At 33.6% G+C, this 18,203-nt stretch carries 14 protein-coding genes, 1 tRNA gene and 1 riboswitch; of the genes, 6 read left to right on the forward strand and 9 right to left on the reverse strand.

The features are described 5' to 3' along the window. Positions 1 to 104 precede the first annotated feature (104 nt). Both Q5N69_RS11150 and Q5N69_RS11155 read left to right on the forward strand, forming a co-directional pair. Complete coding sequence (locus Q5N69_RS11150; protein WP_304369078.1) at positions 105 to 422, forward strand: DUF1289 domain-containing protein; 318 nt, start codon at positions 105 to 107, stop codon at positions 420 to 422. 107 nt (positions 423 to 529) lie between these two features. After that, positions 530 to 605, forward strand: a tRNA-Phe gene (locus Q5N69_RS11155). A gap of 63 nt (positions 606 to 668) precedes the next feature. Here Q5N69_RS11155 and Q5N69_RS11160 read toward each other — a convergent pair. The 9 genes from Q5N69_RS11160 to Q5N69_RS11200 form a co-directional block, all read right to left on the reverse strand. Continuing rightward, positions 669 to 4,499 carry a response regulator gene (locus Q5N69_RS11160; protein WP_304368994.1) on the reverse strand — a complete coding sequence of 1,277 codons (3,831 nt, stop codon included), beginning with the start codon at positions 4,497 to 4,499 and terminating at the stop codon, positions 669 to 671. Between the two features lie 32 nt (positions 4,500 to 4,531). Continuing rightward, positions 4,532 to 5,206: a hypothetical protein gene (locus Q5N69_RS11165; protein ID WP_304368995.1), complete on the reverse strand. Its 675-nt coding sequence runs from the start codon at positions 5,204 to 5,206 to the stop codon at positions 4,532 to 4,534. A gap of 337 nt (positions 5,207 to 5,543) precedes the next feature. Further along, positions 5,544 to 6,440 (reverse strand): cobalamin-binding protein, encoded by an 897-nt coding sequence (locus Q5N69_RS11170; RefSeq protein WP_304368996.1) that lies wholly within the window; start codon positions 6,438 to 6,440, stop codon positions 5,544 to 5,546. Positions 6,441 to 6,444: 4 nt separating this feature from the next. Continuing rightward, positions 6,445 to 7,050: a cob(I)yrinic acid a,c-diamide adenosyltransferase gene (gene cobO / locus Q5N69_RS11175; protein ID WP_304368997.1), complete on the reverse strand. Its 606-nt coding sequence runs from the start codon at positions 7,048 to 7,050 to the stop codon at positions 6,445 to 6,447. 13 nt (positions 7,051 to 7,063) lie between these two features. Further along, the gene (locus Q5N69_RS11180; RefSeq protein WP_304368998.1) at positions 7,064 to 7,771 is read right to left on the reverse strand and encodes a histidine phosphatase family protein; all 708 of its coding nucleotides are present in this window, start codon (positions 7,769 to 7,771) and stop codon (positions 7,064 to 7,066) included. A 4-nt stretch (positions 7,772 to 7,775) separates the two neighbouring features. Further along, positions 7,776 to 8,594, reverse strand: coding sequence for an adenosylcobinamide-GDP ribazoletransferase (locus tag Q5N69_RS11185; protein WP_304368999.1), 819 nt, complete (start codon positions 8,592 to 8,594; stop codon positions 7,776 to 7,778). After that, a complete protein-coding gene (gene cobT / locus Q5N69_RS11190; RefSeq protein WP_304369000.1) occupies positions 8,591 to 9,631 on the reverse strand; it encodes a nicotinate-nucleotide--dimethylbenzimidazole phosphoribosyltransferase in 1,041 nt (346 codons plus the stop codon). The genes Q5N69_RS11185 and cobT overlap by 4 nt, the downstream gene beginning before the upstream one ends. A 10-nt stretch (positions 9,632 to 9,641) precedes the next feature. Continuing rightward, entirely contained in the window at positions 9,642 to 10,628 is a 987-nt protein-coding gene (locus Q5N69_RS11195) for an iron ABC transporter permease (RefSeq protein WP_304369001.1), read from the reverse strand. Continuing rightward, positions 10,625 to 11,437 carry an ABC transporter ATP-binding protein gene (locus Q5N69_RS11200; protein ID WP_304369003.1) on the reverse strand — a complete coding sequence of 271 codons (813 nt, stop codon included), beginning with the start codon at positions 11,435 to 11,437 and terminating at the stop codon, positions 10,625 to 10,627. The genes Q5N69_RS11195 and Q5N69_RS11200 overlap by 4 nt, the downstream gene beginning before the upstream one ends. A gap of 159 nt (positions 11,438 to 11,596) precedes the next feature. Then, positions 11,597 to 11,790, reverse strand: a riboswitch (cobalamin riboswitch). Positions 11,791 to 12,102: 312 nt separating this feature from the next. On the opposite strand from Q5N69_RS11200, the gene Q5N69_RS11205 reads away from it, so the two are divergent. The 4 genes from Q5N69_RS11205 (at position 12,103) to Q5N69_RS11220 (ending at position 17,732) form a co-directional block, all read left to right on the forward strand. Then, positions 12,103 to 13,968, forward strand: coding sequence for a methyl-accepting chemotaxis protein (locus Q5N69_RS11205; RefSeq protein ID WP_304369004.1), 1,866 nt, complete (start codon positions 12,103 to 12,105; stop codon positions 13,966 to 13,968). 398 nt (positions 13,969 to 14,366) lie between these two features. After that, positions 14,367 to 15,812 carry an alpha/beta fold hydrolase gene (locus Q5N69_RS11210; protein WP_304369005.1) on the forward strand — a complete coding sequence of 482 codons (1,446 nt, stop codon included), beginning with the start codon at positions 14,367 to 14,369 and terminating at the stop codon, positions 15,810 to 15,812. A 10-nt stretch (positions 15,813 to 15,822) separates the two neighbouring features. Further along, positions 15,823 to 16,572, forward strand: a complete 750-nt coding sequence (locus Q5N69_RS11215; protein WP_304369006.1) for an ATP-binding cassette domain-containing protein — start codon at positions 15,823 to 15,825, stop codon at positions 16,570 to 16,572. Continuing rightward, positions 16,569 to 17,732, forward strand: coding sequence for an ABC transporter permease (locus Q5N69_RS11220; protein WP_304369007.1), 1,164 nt, complete (start codon positions 16,569 to 16,571; stop codon positions 17,730 to 17,732). Before Q5N69_RS11215 ends, Q5N69_RS11220 begins: the two co-directional genes overlap by 4 nt. Positions 17,733 to 18,203: the final 471 nt, after the last annotated feature.

An 18,203-nucleotide genomic window follows, 5' to 3' on the forward strand; every position in this document is an offset into this window, starting at 1 on the left:
GGCTACATTTTGGTGAAAGAGCAACAAATCTAATGTGCTATAGTTTAATTAGTACGTTTAAATCATTTATTTATTGTCAGTTGCGTTAAGGTTTTTATGTGAGTATGCAATTAGAGTTTTTTGATGTTCCTAGTCCTTGTATTGGAATTTGTCAGTCAAATGATAAAGGCCAATGTTTAGGTTGCTTTCGAACAAGAGCTGAGCGTCAAACATGGACGAGTATTGATTCGGATGAAAAACAGAAAATAATTAAACGTGCTATCCAGCGTAAAAAACGCATAGAAAAAAAAGAAAACAGTAAAGATAATAGTGTTGAAAAGAGTATTGAAAGCAATATAGTTCAACCTTCTTTATTGGATCCACCAAGTAAAAAAACTTTAGATACATCAAATGATTTTGATTTTGATGATTTTGAACTGTAAATAGGTTGCGGGAAAAACTAATTAGCTATATGATGTGGCCTCTTTTTAGAGGGCTGATGTATATTTAGTTTTAGTCAGCAAGCCTTAAATATTAAAAAGTAAGTTTTGCCCCGATAGCTCAGTTGGTAGAGCAGAGGATTGAAAATCCTCGTGTCCCTGGTTCAAATCCGGGTCGGGGCACCATATATTAAAAAAGCCTGCATTTATGCAGGCTTTTTTTGTGGAGAAAATATGAGATTTTTGAAGTTAATCTTCTAAAGATCTATCTTCTTCAATTTGTTGAGAGAAAATCACTTCCAGTGTTTTATATTCATTAGCTAGCGCAGAAACTTCTGTTTCTAATTCATTAAAATCAATACCTTCAATATCATTTAAAATAAGCTTTTCTATTTTCTTTGTTAGTGTATGCATTTTATTTGCTGATAGGTTACCTGTAGCGCCTTTGATGCTATGTGTTAGAGCTGCTATATCTATAATGTTTTTTTCTGAAATTGAAATTTGTAAATGCTCAATATTTTTAGGCATATCTTCTAAAAATAAGGAGATTAGTTTATTTAATAATTTTTTATTTCCTTTCACTCGTTTTAAAGCTGATTTTTTCTCCCAAGTAATATTAGCCTTATTTGATGCTGTTGGTTTTGCTGTATGCTCTACAGTCTCATTTTTTATAATTAACTTCTCTTGTTTAATAAAGTTTTTCGTTACTAAGCCATTTTTTGTTAGTAACCAATATTGCAGTTTTTGTAATAATAAATTCGGGTTAATAGGTTTACTCAAGTAATCATTCATTCCAACATTAATACAGTTTTCTTTATCTCCCTCCATAGCATTAGCTGTCATTGCTAATATCACAAGATCTTTATTTTTTTTACCTGCTTGTCCTGCTCTGATGGCTTGTGTTGCATCGTAACCATCCATTTCAGGCATTTGACAATCCATAAGTACAAGTGAATATGGTTTTGTTTTTGATGCTTCTTTAATTACTGATATAGCTTCTAATCCATTAATTGCGATGTCTGCTGTAAGATTAAATTCTTTTAGGATACCTAAAGCTACATGCTGATTAATTCTATTATCTTCTACAATCAATAAACGAATGTTATCAGGCCAAGCATATTGTTTACTTGATGTGTTTATTAATTCATCTTCACCATCTATAGCTTCAATAGGTTTAATTGGCTTAATAAATTCAACAGGTTGTGGGCCACTTTTATTTTGAAAAACAGTGTTCAGTGCGTATAACAGATCTTGTGTGGTTACGGGCTTAACAAAGTTCTGATTAAAAATGTAATTTGTAAAGATTGGAGAGTCATCATCAGAAGAAATAGGTGTCATCATTACAACGTTAATATCATCAAATTGTTTTTTTAATTCACTGATAAGTTGATTGTCTTTGATCTCACATATCTTTGTATCAATAAGTAATAGATCAAATATTCGTCCTTGATGATTCAAAGTAAAATCTCTACAAATATTGATGGCTTGTTCTTCTGAACCTGCTTGATAGGTATTAGCACCCCATAAAGATAGCTGGGAATTTATCACCTCTCTATTTGTTAGATTATTGTCCACTATCAAAATGTGAAGTGGGGTTATATCAAATTCAGGATAAACTCTAGTTGATTGGGCGCTTGTTAATATTTCTATTGTAAAGTGGAATTGACTTCCTTCACCTAATTTACTGTGTGCTTTAATATTTCCATTCATTAATTCACAAAGCTTTTTAGTGATGGCTAACCCTAAGCCTGTGCCACCAAATTTCCTAGTAGTAGAGTTATCTACTTGACTGAATTGTTCAAAAAGTAGTAGTAATTTGTCTTCAGGTATTCCTATTCCTGTGTCACTTACAGAACAGGATAAGATGAGTTTACCTTCCTGTGTTTCTGATGTAGATGCAGTGATTAATATTTCACCGGAGGCTGTAAATTTTATAGCATTAGAAACAAGGTTAGTTAAAATTTGTCGTATTCTTCCTGAGTCTCCACGGACTTTAGAGTGTTCAATGTTTTTAATATCGAGTATGAGTTCAACACCCTTATTTTGAGCATTGAAGGCGATAGCTTTAGAAAAGTTACCTAACATTTCTCTTAAATCAAAATCAATTAATTCCAATTCAAGTTTGCCAGCTTCTACTTTAGAAAAATCTAAAATATCATTAATGATAACAAGCAAGGATTGAGCACTTGATTTTGCCAACTTAGCTTTTTCTATTTGAGTAGTAGATAAACCACTATTAAGTAATAACCCTAACATTCCAAGAACACCATTCATCGGGGTTCTTATTTCGTGACTCATACTCGCCAAAAATTCACTTTTCAAATTATTGTTTTGTTGAGCAATAGAAGAGGCTTTTTTAAGTAGATGATGAGCATTGTTTTGCGTAATGGCAGCAGAAAATAGATCACTCATTTCACAAATGGTAAGAAAGCCTTCTTCGTAATGTTTAAGTTCATCTACAGAGCTAAAAACTATAAATCCGAGTACGATATTATTAGAACCTAAATTATATATAGGCGCTAAGTAATGAAAGTTTGCGTTGTTAATCTCTACAATAAATAGATGTTGGACTTTATCAGTACCTATATTTTTCATAGATTGTGATGCAAAAGCTTTTAATTGATTTTCTTCATTTTTTGTTAAATGAGCTTCGCTATACCATTTTAAAAAATCATGCTTTTCTGGAAAATATTCTGTTTCATTCTCAAAAATTAATACTCCCGAAAAACTTGTTCCCTGAACGTTTTTTATTTGCAGAACAGACGAAAGTGCTTTAACGATTTTGTTTTCAAATGGTGCTTGCTCAGAAAGTGCCGCCGTAACATTTAATTTAATTTGAATAAGCTCATTATTGCTTTCTAGTTGTTTTTCGTGAGATTGCTTTATTTTTAGCATTTCATTGAACGAAGCAAAAAGTTGACTCATTTCTTTAGATGATTGCTGAACATGTAAATGCTCTATATTACCTTTGGCGAAGTTCTGACTAGCTTTGGCTAATAAATATATTGGCTTTGTAAAACGTCTTGCCATCAAAATCGATACAATTAAAACAACAACTATGGTGAATAAAATTGAAATAATTAAGGTATTCAGCATAGCTGAAGAAGCAGATAAAACATCATATTCATCTTTTGCACTAATTAAACCCCAAGAAATATTGCCAATCTTGATAGTGGAGTGGATGTGAATAGTGCCTTCATCAATGTTTGAATGTGTTTTTTCTGAGTTAGTTGATGAATTGTCTGTATTAACAGTGCTTACCCATTCGGTGACGCAAGCATTAGAGATCTTCTCATTTAAGACATCATTTAAGCTGTTGTGTAATGGACTACGTAAACGAGCGTCCTGACCTATCATGTAGTGAACTATTGGATTATGTTCATCTTTACTTTCTCGAAATATCTTGAAAAGACGCTCTAAAGAAAGCTCTATTGCTAATGCGCCTATTAGTTCTTGATTGGCATTTAGTACTGGAGAAGTGATAAAAGCTGTAAGGCGTTTATTTGGATTTATATTTCTTTCTAAATCAGAAAAGGTAGTTGCTTGAGTTGACAAGGTTTCTTGAATTGCTTTAGATAATTTGGTGGTTGCCAATCTACTTGAAAATACATTATCACCAAAGTTTCCTTTATTTGCCAAAGAAAAAATAACATTACCTTCGTTATCAATTAAATACACATCGTCAATGTATTGAGATGCTTGTTTAAAGGAAATTAATTCGTTTTGATGTGCCTGAGTGACTTGTCGCCACTGTTCGCTATTAATATAGTTTTTAAGATCAGTGTTACTTGATTGCCAACTTTTTTTTAGCTCTGAAAGAAGTAAAACATTTTTTGATGATTTAGCTTGTGTTTTGGCATCATTATAGCGGTCATCAAACCAATCTGTGATGTACAGTTTAATTAACTCTGATGACTGAGCGAGCTCTTTTTCTGCTTGAGTCGTTAATATACTTTTGGCTTGATAATAATTAAAGATTGAGTTGAGCGTTAATGGTAATAAAGAAATGATCAAAAACCATATACATAAACTAACGCGAAGAGAACGTTTATTTTTGTTGTTTTGAGAAATCTCATCCATGTTTACACCTATCAAAATGGTTTGCTATGAAATTATAAAAAATCTTCTGAATTATAATAAAGTGGTTTCATAGCCCCACAGTATGTGAGTTTATAATGAATTTCATTTTCTGCAGGCACAGGTGAGGATGCAGTAAAATTAGTTATACAATTAACATCATCTGATAAGTAAATTAAATGCTCATAACTTGGTGGTTTTTGAATTTGATGTATAAGAATTCGTTGATCATTTTTAAGCTTCACAACGTCATATTTTTGCCTGTTATTTGATTCTTCTAGATCATCTAAGACTTTTACAAAAAGCTTTTCATCGAATGATATTTTTGTGTTTGAAAAAGTGAGTAAACCACCTTTCTTATAGTGTCCCATGTATATATCAGCATTAACTTCAAAGGATTCGCCGCGCATTAAGCGTTGTAAATTGAACTCTTCTGTTTTAATCGTTACTAACTCAGCATCTTTAACTAATTGAAGTAAGGAAAGGCTATCAATGTTTAATTTATATAAAACCTGCACATTATGTGGCGGAGTTAACTTCAGCATATAAGAAGCGAAAACACTTGGCCCTTTGTTGAATAACTTCATACCATGAACGCCCATATACTTAGGATCTAAAGGAGGAAGCTCTTTGACATCTTCTGCAATTGCAAGTTGGGAAATTGATAGGAGGATAAAAGACAAAATCAAAGGTAAAATATTTGTTCGCATAAATTTTAATAAATTGGAGAAAACACTATTTTTAAGTCTAGCAGCTTTCTAAATAAAGGAGAGATAGATCACAAAAAAGTTGAAATAAATGTAATTTAACCTCAACTCAGGATAATGAATGTCATAAAATTCAATAAAAATAACTTATTGAGTAACTTTACTTATCCCGAGCTGAGGTTAATTTAATAGGGATACTAAAGAATAAGCGGTGAATTACTAGGAGATTAGATATGACTAGTTATTGATTTTATGCATATTAAAGTTGAGGATAAAATATCTTATAGTCTCTCTTTAATTATTCGCCAAATTGTAAATGTAAGCTTTTTTGAAATTTTGCTTAGCCATTATGTTGAAGGTAATACTTTCTAGAGTTATCTATACTGATACATAAGCTTTCTAATTCCTCTAATAATCTTGAGGTCATTCTGTGTAATTTATCTGAATTAGGTTGGATAAGTTGTTTATGTTTTGATGCTGGAATTTCATTCCATTGGAACCAATTTACAGCGTTAGGGTTGGGTTCACCATGAGACATAGGTTGAATGATTAATTGAGGTTTAGCAATGACCACTTGCTCTAAACCTATTTGAGGGTAGTCCATTATGCTTTTAACAAAAGGATTTTTGGCGCCACATACGTTAAGGTGTTGCTGAGGCCAAGAGTTATTACTGATAGTGGTTAATGGATTTGACCAAAGTTCATAAAACACAGAAATAGGACTTTTGTTGGCAAATTTAGTGCGTAGGGCTTTTAGCTCTTTTTCATATTTTTTAGCTAGTATTTCCGCTCTTTCTTGAGTACCTGTTAAATCACCAAGTAAACGCAATTCTGCGGCGACATCGTCTAAGTTTCTAGGGTCTGAATACACAACTTTTAACCCTAATTCTTCAAGTCTTTCTAAGTCATCAATTGGGTTACCTGTTCGCCACGCAATAATTAAATCAGGTTCGTAGGCGAGTATTTTTTCTATTTTTAATCGAGAATAATTACCTATACGAGGAACATGATTTGCGGCTTCAGGAAAGTCTGAATGATCAGTAGTAGCAATAACACGTTCACCCACGCCTAAATTAAAAAGCATCTCGATAATATGAGGTGCTAAAGTAATAATACGTTGGTTTTTAAAAGCATTTTCAACTTCTTCTTCTTCAGTATTACCAGCCGAAACGAGTGTTGAAAATAGTGCGAAGAATATTCCACACAAAAAAAATGATGAAGTGTTTAACTTTCTCATAAAATTACCAATCTATGCCTTTTTGTACTCGAATGCCATTGTCAAAAGCATGTTTAAGAGATTGAACTTCAGAAACTGTATCGGCAACTTCTATAATTTTTCTGTGACATGCTCTTCCTGTGATCACAACATGTTGCATGGCCGGTCTATTTTCTAAAGCGGTTAATACTTCCTCTAAATCAATGTAACCATAAGTCACCATATAAGTAAGTTCATCAAGTAATACAGTGTTAATACTTTTATCGTTAAGAAGTTTTTTAGCTTCTGTCCAAGCAAGTTGAGCTGCTGCAGTGTCAGATTCTTTGTTTTGTGTTTCCCAAGTAAATCCAGTTTTCATGGTGTGGTGAATTACCCCATGTTGTTTGAGTAAATTAAGCTCTCCACATTCCCAGGTTCCTTTAATAAATTGAATGATACCCGCTTTTAAACCATGGCCAACTGAACGTGTAACTACACCAAAACCGGCTGTTGACTTACCTTTACCATTACCTGTTATTACAAGTAATAACCCTTTATCTTCAGTAGCGGCTGCAATGCGTTTATCTACATTTTCTTTGATCTTTTGTTGGCGTTTTTTATGATTTTCTTTTTTCTGATTATCATCAATCATAGGGGTATTCCTCTTATACAAATTCGTCAGGGTTTTGGCTGATACACTTCAAAGGTGTGGATACAGTGATAACATTATTATGCACACTTATTTCTTCATCTGTATGGCTTGAAACTATTCTGATGCTTTTAATTAAAGTTATACTGCTGTTTTTAATCGTGAGTTGGCTAAATAAAGCTTTGTTAGCATGATCAAGTTTGAGAATGCAGGATAATATCATACGTATAACACCACCATGACAAACGAGTAATATGTTTTTCCCTTGGTGACTGAGCAATAAGTTATTTAATGCCAGCTCTATACGTTGATAAAAGCTCATTAATAATTCAGCTTTTGGTAAAGGTGATTGAGATGGATTTTGCCAGAACTCTTCTAATTTTTTCCAGTTCTGTTCACCACATTCGGAGTCTCTAATTGCATCAAAAGAAACACCATCTAATTCTCCAAAATCCATTTCTTTAAAATCATCTTTTTTTTCAAGCGTTAAGTTATTTATCTGCGCAAATTTTTCAGCAACTTTAGCGCAACGTTGTAGAGGGGAGCTTACTATGTGATTTATACGATTACTGCCTAAATTTGCCTGTAATTGGTTTAGCTCACTAATTATTTTTGCATTTATTTCATCTGTTACATCTATATCAGTATGACCATATAAAGCAGGTAGGCCATTAACTTTGCCATGGCGCAATAAATATAAGGTTGTTTCGACTGAAGAGACCATTTACCTATACCGACAGGTTAGGAGTCAAACACGCAATAATTACCAGATAAATAAGCAATTCACTTATTTGCTGACAAGCACCTAAACAATCCCCAGTGTATCCACCTAATCTTTTTATTAACCAAGCTTTAAAAAGCATTCGAAAGATGAAGAGGGTTAAACCTATAAATAACAAAGTCGTTAATGAAAAAAATATGGCGGGAATAAGCCCAATGATAAACAAGAGCTTTAATTCAAAAGGGCTTTGTTTATTGGCTAATGGTTTACTTTTACTTGTATCTATATCGGCAACATAGGGAAGGTCATATATTAAGCTAGCAGCCACTGCTCTAGATAAACTATAACCTAAGAATAGTGAGGGAATTAATGCATTCACTTCCACGAGCTCAATAAGTAATAATAACTTTAACACTAACGCCATTAAAAGAGTTGCAGCCCCATAGGTTCCTATTCGGCTGTCTTTCATAATGGTAAGACGTTTTTCTAATGTCATACCTCCACCAATACCATCCGCCATATCTGCAAGCCCATCTTCATGGAAAGCGCCTGTGATAAATAAGCTAATAATAATGAGTAAGGTAACTGTGATTGATACAGGGAAAAGAGGAGAAATAACTGTAAATATAATACTCAAGATACCAGCAATGAGTAGCCCAATAAGAGGAAAGTAGCGTCCTGATTTGTTTAGTAGGCTCGGACTATAATACATATTCTTTGGTGCTGGTATACGAGTAAAAAAAGTTAACGATAAATAAAACAAGTTAAGCTGACGTTTTAAATATCGTTTATATAGACTTACATTTTGTGGTGCTTTAGCGGTCAAATTGTGACTCCGGCATCTTCAAAACTTGCCATGTTATTGTAGAAAGCTGCAGCTGATTTTAATAAAGGTAAAGCAATTGCTGCACCAGTTCCTTCACCTAAGCGTAAGCCTAAGTTTAATAAAGGTTTAGCTTTTAAATGAGCGAGTAAAAGTTGATGTCCAAATTCATCTGATTCATGGGCAAAAATTAAATAATCGCGAACATTATTATTTATTCTACAGGCTAATAGTGCGGCCGTACTTACGATAAAACCATCCACTAAAATAGATATACCAGCTTTTGCTGCGGCTAAAATGGCACCAGTCATTTCTACTATTTCAAAGCCGCCAACTTCTTTTAGTACCGTTAAAGGTGCATTCGAAGAAAAGCGCTTTAAGGCTTTTTCTATTAAACTTTTCTTTTTAAATAATTGCTCTGCAGTAATACCTGTTCCTACACCAACACATAAATCAACATCAGCAAAAATTAAACGCGATGTTATAGCTGTTGCTGAACTTGTATTACCTATACCCATTTCACCAAATATAAGTAAGTTAGTTCCGTTTTCAATAATAGGTGTTACTACTTGTTCGCCATAACTTAAGCCTAATTCAACTTGTTCATCAGTCATAGCTGATTCATTTACAAAGTTTTTGGTGCCAGCACCTAGTCTCATATTGATTAAGTTAGGATAGGCCTTTGTAATGGGCTCAACTATGCCGGCATCTACTATTTTTAAGTCAATATTATTTGCCGTACAAAAACAATTAATCGCAGCGTTTCCTGTTAAAAATGTTTGCACCATTTGTCGAGTTACGCAGCTCGGCGCGATTGAAATTCTTTCTTCACTAATACCATGTTCACCTGCAAAAATGACTGCAACGGGTTTATTAATTGTGATGTTAGAAATGAGCTTGCCCGCTTTATTGCTTTGAATACTAGCTAGTTGTAAGGCTATATCTTCAATTTGACCTAAAGATCCAACCGGTTTTGTTTTTTGGTTTATCTTATCTTTGATTTCCGTTTCAAATTTAATGTCTACTGCATTTATTTCCATGAGATCTCGCTTACATTTTTCTTAATAGAGCTAAAAAGAACAAACTTCCCATAGCTGACGTAATTACGCCTATAGGTATTTCTTGTCCACCTAAGGCAGTACGAGCAATAACATCTACCCATACTAAAAAACAACCACCAACTAATCCTGCGGCTATAAACAATTTTGAACTTGTGATGCCTACAAAAGGCCTAACCATATGTGGGATCATTAAACCTATAAAGCCGATACCACCGCAATATGAAACAATCACTGCTGTTATCGCTGCACATAAGATCAGTGTAATAATACGTAATTTTTCAACTTTTATGCCAAGGGTACGGGCACTATCATCACTCAGTAATAAAGCATCAAGCTGACGACCTAATAATATAGCAATAATTGTAGCAACAATAATGACAGGAGAAATCCATAGAAGTGCCGTACTATTTGCTCTAGCTAAACTTCCCATTAACCAGAAAATCACCCGATTTGTTGAAAAAGCTTCTCCGCTATATAGGATAAAAGAGGTTAAAGAACTTAGTAAAAAAGACACTGCTACCCCTGCCAATAATAAATGCTCTATTCGTCGCCAATTATTTTGGTAAATCACAATGAGAATAATACCTACAGCTAAAAGTGAACCTAAAAAAGAGGCTATAGGCAAAGTAATGACTTGCACTGTTGTGGGGAGGAATTGAGTAAGTGTTGCTCCTAAGCCAGCACCAGAAACAATACCGAAGAGGTAAGGATCAGCAAGCGGGTTTCGAGTCACATTTTGCATTAGTGCCCCTGCAATAGCTAAACCAAAGCCTGCAATAAATCCTAGTAATACTCTTGGAAAGCGTATTTCCCACAAAATAGTCTCGTAAATGCTTTTTTCACAAGTTTGCGTAATACATTGCCATACCGCTTTATGGCCCAGTTCAACAACTCCAAATCCCATAGAAGCTATTAATGAGAAAGCTACTAGGGCAGAAATAAGTAACAAGGAGTTCTTAAATGACAACTTTTTCATGAATGTAACCAAGCTGATTCGTCATTTACGCAATGATTTATACCAGAAAATGTAATTCGAGTACTTTGTGTAAATGGGTTTTTATCAATAGCACATTCGAGTTTGAATACTTCCGTGAGCTTTGAAGAAGTAAATACTGCTTCAGGCGTATCATCTGCTACTAACTTTCCGTTATTTAACATAATAATTCGGTCACAATATTGAGCAGCCAAATTAAGGTCATGAATAGTGATCAATAAAGTAATATTTAAGGTTTTAGCTAACATTAATATTTGATGTTGATAGTACATATCGAGATGATTGGTCGGTTCGTCCATAATCAGGATATCAGGTGCTTGAACAATGGCTCGGGCAATTAATACACGTTGTTGCTCGCCTCCAGATAATGTACTAAATATTTGATTTTTTTTATTAATCAAATCTACTTTAGTTAAAGCTTGTTCAATATTGTGTCTGTCAACATCCGTATTGGTATCAAATAAACCTTTATGAGGAATTAATCCCATAGCGACTATATCAAGTACCGTTAAGTTAAATGCTGATTCTGAATGTTGGCTAACAACCGCTATTTTTTTAGCGATATCTTTTATATTAAAAGTTTTTAGGGATTTACCGTTTAAATAAATATCACCCAAGAAATTTGAATATTCTCCATAGAGGCATTTTAGAAGAGAGGTTTTTCCTGCACCATTTGGTCCTACTATCGCTACTGTCTCGCCTGCTTTTATATGCAGATTAATATCACTGAGGATATGTTTTTCATTTACACGCCAAGTAAGGCTATTCGCTTGTAAAACAAAGGAGGACATATATGCCTTACTTACATAAACAAAATTATCAATGTTCAGGATATATAAAATATCAGAACCGGAAAGTATATTTGTGGGGGAATTTACAGACACTTAATTAAGAAAACACCTACTTAAAGCAAAGGTGATATTCTTAGCTGTCGTGTTACCCGCACGCGAAACTAATAAGGTATTTAAGGCAGGTTTTCTGACTCATAGATATTTAAAAAAACAATATAGTTTAGTCACTATATTTTAAATTCTATTTACAGTTGCGGGAACAGTTGTAGATTTGAGAAATTAACAATAACGACTCGCACTACATTCCCTTTTAAGTTTTTGGATTTAGTAAAACCAAAAAGCACCTTTAACATCATTATCTTACCATAAAACAATGTGAAAAATACTAAAAGACAAGGATATAGTCAGCTGTTTTCTTATGTTTTCGACTATTTAATCTATAAGTAATAGTGAACCTGTTTTTATAATGTGTAAATTTTTTTATAGTCTAGAATTAAAATAACTTAAAACATTTATTATTAGTTTTCACAAGGGATTTCAATAACATGGTGTTTGCAAATATATCATTTAGAAATAAGGTATTAATCCTTTTAGCTTTACCTCTAACAGGATTTTTATGGATGAGTATTAGTTCTATAATCGATAACACAATAACAAGAAATGAAATGTCAGAACTATCGGATTTGACTGAGTTAACGATTGTTTATAGTGATCTCGTTCATGAATTACAAAAAGAACGGGGGGCGACAGCAGGCTTTATAAGTTCAAAAGGGGAAAAGTTTGGAGACATTCTCAGAAAACAAAGAAAATTAACCGACGAACGAATAAGTGCCTTAAATGATTTTTGGCAAGTAAATTATGAACATAGCTCAATAATTATTGAACTACATACTAAGATTAGCCAACAAATTAAAGAAATTAAATCTGTTAGAGAAAATATAGATTCTTTAAAAATATCTTTGTCAAATGCGATCGGTTTTTATACAAATTTAAATAGTAAGTTATTAAGTGTTGCTGGGGTTATGAGCCATTTAAGTAGTAACGCAGAAATTAGTAAACAGGTTATTGCTTATTATAACTTTCTTCAGGCAAAAGAGAGAGCGGGTATAGAAAGAGCTGTTCTAAGTGGTGTATTTACGGTTAATGAATTCTCACAAGCCAATTACTATAAATTTATAAGCTTGTTGTCAGAGCAAAAAACTTACTTGAATAACTTTACTGTTTTTGCCTCACATGAACAAAAAAGTGCCTTTGAACAACTAGTAAAAAGTGATGCTGTTATTGAAGTGGATAGATTGAGAAAAATCGCTCTTGATAAGTCAATGACCGGAGACTTTGGCATAGAAGCTACTTACTGGTTTCAGAAGGCTACAGATAGAATTAAGCTTCTTAAAAACTTTGAGAATGAATTAGCTTATTCATCACTCAAATTAGCACATGATTTAAGAGACAAAGCTAAAAACTCGATGATAATAGCAGCCGTTAGTAAAGTGATTATGCTTATTTTCGTGTTTTTTATCTGCACACTTATTATCAAAGATTTGAACAAGCGAATAAAAGATCTAATGCGAGTTATGTTTAAACTAAGAAAAGATAAAGATCTGTCTGTTAGGTCTGTATACACAGATAAAAGTGAATTAGGAGTAATCTCTTCTTCTTTAAATGAAACTTTAGATGAATTCGCAACCGCACTTATAGAAATAAAAGCAATTAGTGTCGCTCTATCGGACGAAGCTGAAGAAACAACGCAAACCTGTGAATATAGTTTTAAAAATATTGAAGAACAACAGACTGAAATATCATTAGTTGCTGCTGCTGTAGAAGAATTGTCTATGACTGTTAAAGAAGTTGCTATGAACATGCAAAGTGTTGCAGATGTTTCAAAGTCTACGGATGAGCAAGCACAATTAGGTCTTGAAACTGTACAAAAATCTTATCAATCTATCGAACTTCTTGCTGAAGAAATTAATAACTTGGCATTAAGAATTAGTAGCTTACATGAAAGTAGCTCAAATATTACTAATATTGTTGATGTTATTAAATCGGTTGCAGAGCAAACTAACTTATTAGCTTTAAATGCAGCTATTGAAGCTGCAAGGGCGGGAGAGCAAGGACGAGGTTTTGCGGTTGTTGCTGACGAGGTGAGAACTCTTGCGCAACGGACTCAAGAATCTACGAGTGAAATAGAAAGTTTTATTTCTAATTTACAATCTGATGCAAATTATGCGTTTAATGTTATTGAAAATAGTAAATTAAAAGCCGCTGAAGCTGTAAGTAATTCAAAAGAGGTTGAACAATCCCTTAATGAAATCACTACTTCAGTTAGTCATATGTTTTCTTTATCTGATCAAGTTGCTACCGCTGTTGAAGAACAGTCAGTGGTAACACAAGAAGTTGCTCAGAACATTGTCAACATTGAAGGCAAGTCTTTAGAGTCAGTAGCTGGTTCTAAACAAATATTATCAACAGCTCAACATCAAGCGCTATTAGCTGTCTCTCTTCAAGATACAGCCAAAGAATTTATCTTATAATATTGTGTAAATTGTTTCTTCATACTAAAAGGTACTCTCTAATGAGTACCTTTTTTATATAACGTTATAAATTTTACTTTACTTAAGAGCGATCTGCCTTTTTAAATAATAGTTATACAACTCTATTAAACATAAAATATAAAATGTCAGATTAAACTTTTATTTTTTGACAGTTTTTTGAAATAGTAGATTTGTATTTTAAATGTTATTTTAGATAACCTAACTTGTGTGACAGTATATGTTATTTAAGAAACCGAATTATAAAGTGATTTTAGCTAAATTGAGTTATTACCCCTTATAAACACAAATTAGTATGACTTTGTTTTTGCACAATAATCCTGTTTGTTCGAATGTTCAAATAACCTTAAAATGACTAATTTTCCAAAGGAAGTCTATTAATGAATAAAGCTTTGCCTTTTCTATTTTTACTTATTTTAATTTGTTTTAATGGTACTTCTCGAGCTAATGAAAATACTAATATAGAAAATTGCCATCTTGATGGCATAAGAACTCAAGTTACTTGCGGTAGCTTGTTGGTTCCTGAAAATTATAAGCAACCTGAAGGTAAGAAAATTTCTATTAACTTTGCTGTTTTACCTGCTATAGATAATTCTGAAAATAAAGAACCTTTAATGTTTTTAGCCGGAGGGCCAGGACAAGCTGCAGTTGAATTAGCGGCGCATATAATTAATAGTTTTGCTGAAATAAGAAAAACACGAGATATTATCTTAGTAGATCAACGTGGTACCGGGTTATCACAACCTATGTTATGTGATGAGAACGATACCGAGCAATTATACAATGTTATCCCTGAAGATTACGCAGAACAGGACGTTATTGATTGTGTAGAACAATTTAAAGAAAGCCACCAACTAAGCCAATACAACAGTGAAAATGCAATACGCGATTTTGATGCTGTAAGACAAGCTTTAGGTCATAAAAAAGTGCATTTGTACGGTGCTTCATATGGTACTCGTGCTGCACTGGTTTATATGCGCTTATTTCCTGATTCAATTCAAAGTGTGGTACTCGACAGCGTAGGTCCTATAGAAGTACCTATAGGTTTGTTTGGTGCAAGCTCAGCTCGATCTTTTAACTTATTGTTAGAGCATTGTTTGAATGATGAAAGCTGTAATAAAGCTTATCCAAACTTAAGAGAAGAGTTTGATACAGTAGTCGATCGTTTATCGAAAAATACAGTGTCAATATCGATCAATCATCCAAGGTTAGGCACAAAAATAGCATTTAATTTGAGTCACTTAAAGTTTGTAAATAACATTTTTAAACAGCTTTATAGTATGGAAACACGTAGTTTAGTGCCTTTAATCATCCACCAAGCATTTTTAGAAAACTACCAACCTTTGATTGGTTTAATTTCTACTAGTGATGGCGGCATGAGTATGTATGTTGGGTTAACTTTTAATATTGTTTGTAATGAGGATATACCAAGAATAACTCAAACTATGTTAGAGCAAGACAGCGACAATGATTTTGGCAGAGGCAGTACTCAAACCGTTTACCAATCAGCTTGTAAGGTATGGCCTAAATATGAAGTTGATGCTGAGTTTTATCAGCCCGTGGTGGCTAATATTCCTACCTTAATTCTTTCTGGGGATTTAGATCCTGTTACGCCTCCAAGTAATGGCGAAATATCAGCAAGTACTTTAGTTAATAGCCATCACATCATTTCAAAGAATAATGCTCATATTGTTGCTTCTTCGCCATGTGGTGTTGGCATGGTTAATGAATTTTTAGAACATTTAAATCCTAAAGATGTTGATTCATCTTGTTTAGCAGAGTTACCTAGCGAGTCATTCATGACAAGTTTAAACGGCAGTATATAAGGCGATTGTTATGATTGAAGTTAATAATTTACATAAGTCTTTTTTACGAACTAAAAAGCAACAAGTTAAAGCCCTTAATGGTTTGTCATTCACAGCAAAAGATGGCGAAATTACTGGGATTTTAGGACCTAATGGTGCTGGTAAAACAACTTGTTTACGTACACTTTATGGTTTGTTAAAAGCCGATTCAGGTTCAGCAGTAATTGATGGTATTCAGGTAAGCCAGTCACCGATTGAAGCACGTGCTAAGTTAGGTATATTCCCTGATAAGTTTGGTTTATATGAGCGCTTAACGGCTTATGAACAAATTGATTATTTTGCCAGTATTCATGGTTTACAAGGCGCTGCCAAACATAAAGCTATTGAAGTGATTATCCAAGAATTAGAGATGGAAGAACTTGCTCACCGTAAAACCCAAGGCTTTTCTCAGGGACAACGAATGAAGGTGACTTTAGCGCAAGCTTTAGTACATCAACCACAAAATTTTGTACTGGATGAACCAACACGTGGTTTAGATGTTATGAGTACACGTGTGTTAAGAAATCATTTAGCCAAGTTCCGAGATAAAGGACACTGTATTTTGTTTTCATCCCACGTTATGCAAGAAGTTGCTGCTTTATGTGATCGCGTCATCATAGTGGCAAATGGAAAGCTTGCAGCACAAGGAACACCTACAGAATTATGTGAATTAGCCGGTGAAGCTTTATTAGAAGATGCCTTTGTTAAACTTATTGGCTCTGATGAAGGGGTAGCAGCATGATCCAGTTTAAGGCGCTCTTAATAAAAGAATTTAAAGAAGCTTTCAGAGACAAACGTGCTCTTATGGTTGCTATGACAATGGCGATGTTAGCTCCTGTCATGATTTTAGTGCTATCTAAAACCATGATCAAAGAAATGGTAGAAACTCCACCTGTGTATTTAAATATAACGGGTGAAAATTTTGCACCTAAGTTAATGAATCAGCTTAGGCAAAATAATATTTTCTCGTTAGCAGATGCCCCTGAAAATTTACATGATCTTTGGAAAGAACGTAATATTGAATTAATGATCCCAGATGATTTTGTTGAAAATATGCAAGAAGGGCGGGTTATAACAATTACTTTACGAGCAGACTTTAGTGAAAAAGCACTCAACTCACCGATTCGACGCGTTAAAAATGAAATTAATCTTTATGGTCAAAGCATAGGAGCTAAGCGTCTTATTGTGCGAGGAATAGATCCTCGTATTTTAAGGCCGATCAATATTAATGACCAAGATACTTCCGAGCCTAACAGCAATGCAATGTTCATCTCCTTAATGCTTGGATTGTATGTATTAATGGCGGCTTTTATGTCGGGACTTTCAGTTGCTATTGATTCAAGTGCTGGCGAACGTGAACGCAACGTATTAGAAATGTTGTTATGTCAGCCTGTAAGTACGTTTAAAATAGTATTAGCTAAGTTGTGTTGCGCCAGTACTATTTCGATAATCGGTGTAACGTTAACCTTAGTCTTAACATCCTTCTCTGTAAGTTTTGTTGATTTAACTAAAATAGGGGCAACTTTTAATTTAAACGTTTACATGGTTTTATTCTTAATTTTACTCTTATTACCTATCAGCTTTTTTGCTTCGGCTTTACAATTATTCGTATCTTTTCAAGCCAAAAGCTTTAAAGAAGCTCAGTCGACAGTGAGTATGATTATTATGTTACCTGCGATGATCCCTGTAGCCTTAATGTTTATTGATGACAAACCAGCATGGTTAGATTGGTTACCTGTTTCGGGTCAGTCATTATTAATGGACGACTTATTTAAAGGTTTAGCTATTAACTGGGCTGCTTTTGCTGGAACAGCGATTGTAACCATAGGTATTACCGCTATTTTAGTTACTGTACTGTCTTTACGTTTAAAATCTGAAAAAGTTGTTTTGGCTTTAAGTTAGGTTCAAGTTAAACGTTGCTTTGCTAAAGATTACATTTTAGATCTTTGTTGCGGAGTTTAGCTTTACGCAATGTTTTTTTTGATTTGTACTCTTACTTTAATATTGTGTTTGCCTTCTGGGTAATACATTATTCGTTGTATTGTTTGTTTGTGCGTATTATATTCAGTTTATTGTGTAGAAGATGGTGTTGTATTTTTATTTATGATTGATTTACGTGTTTACTAAAATACTTTTTCGATCTCATCGCCTTTTATAATAACGAGTTGAAGAAAATAAATTAACTCGAGTTTAGAGGGATTTTTTTATTCTAACTATTAAGGCATAACAGATTACTAAATCGACTAACATTATCACTTAACATTTATATATTTTGCATATACAAAATTACAAGATTCAGGCAAAATACGGCCCATAAATTTTATTGATTTTTATTGAATGTACCCCCACAGCCCAAGATGATTGACTGGCTGA

The sequence above is a fragment of the Pseudocolwellia sp. AS88 genome, assembly GCF_030551755.1.
Classification (GTDB): domain Bacteria; phylum Pseudomonadota; class Gammaproteobacteria; order Enterobacterales; family Alteromonadaceae; genus Pseudocolwellia.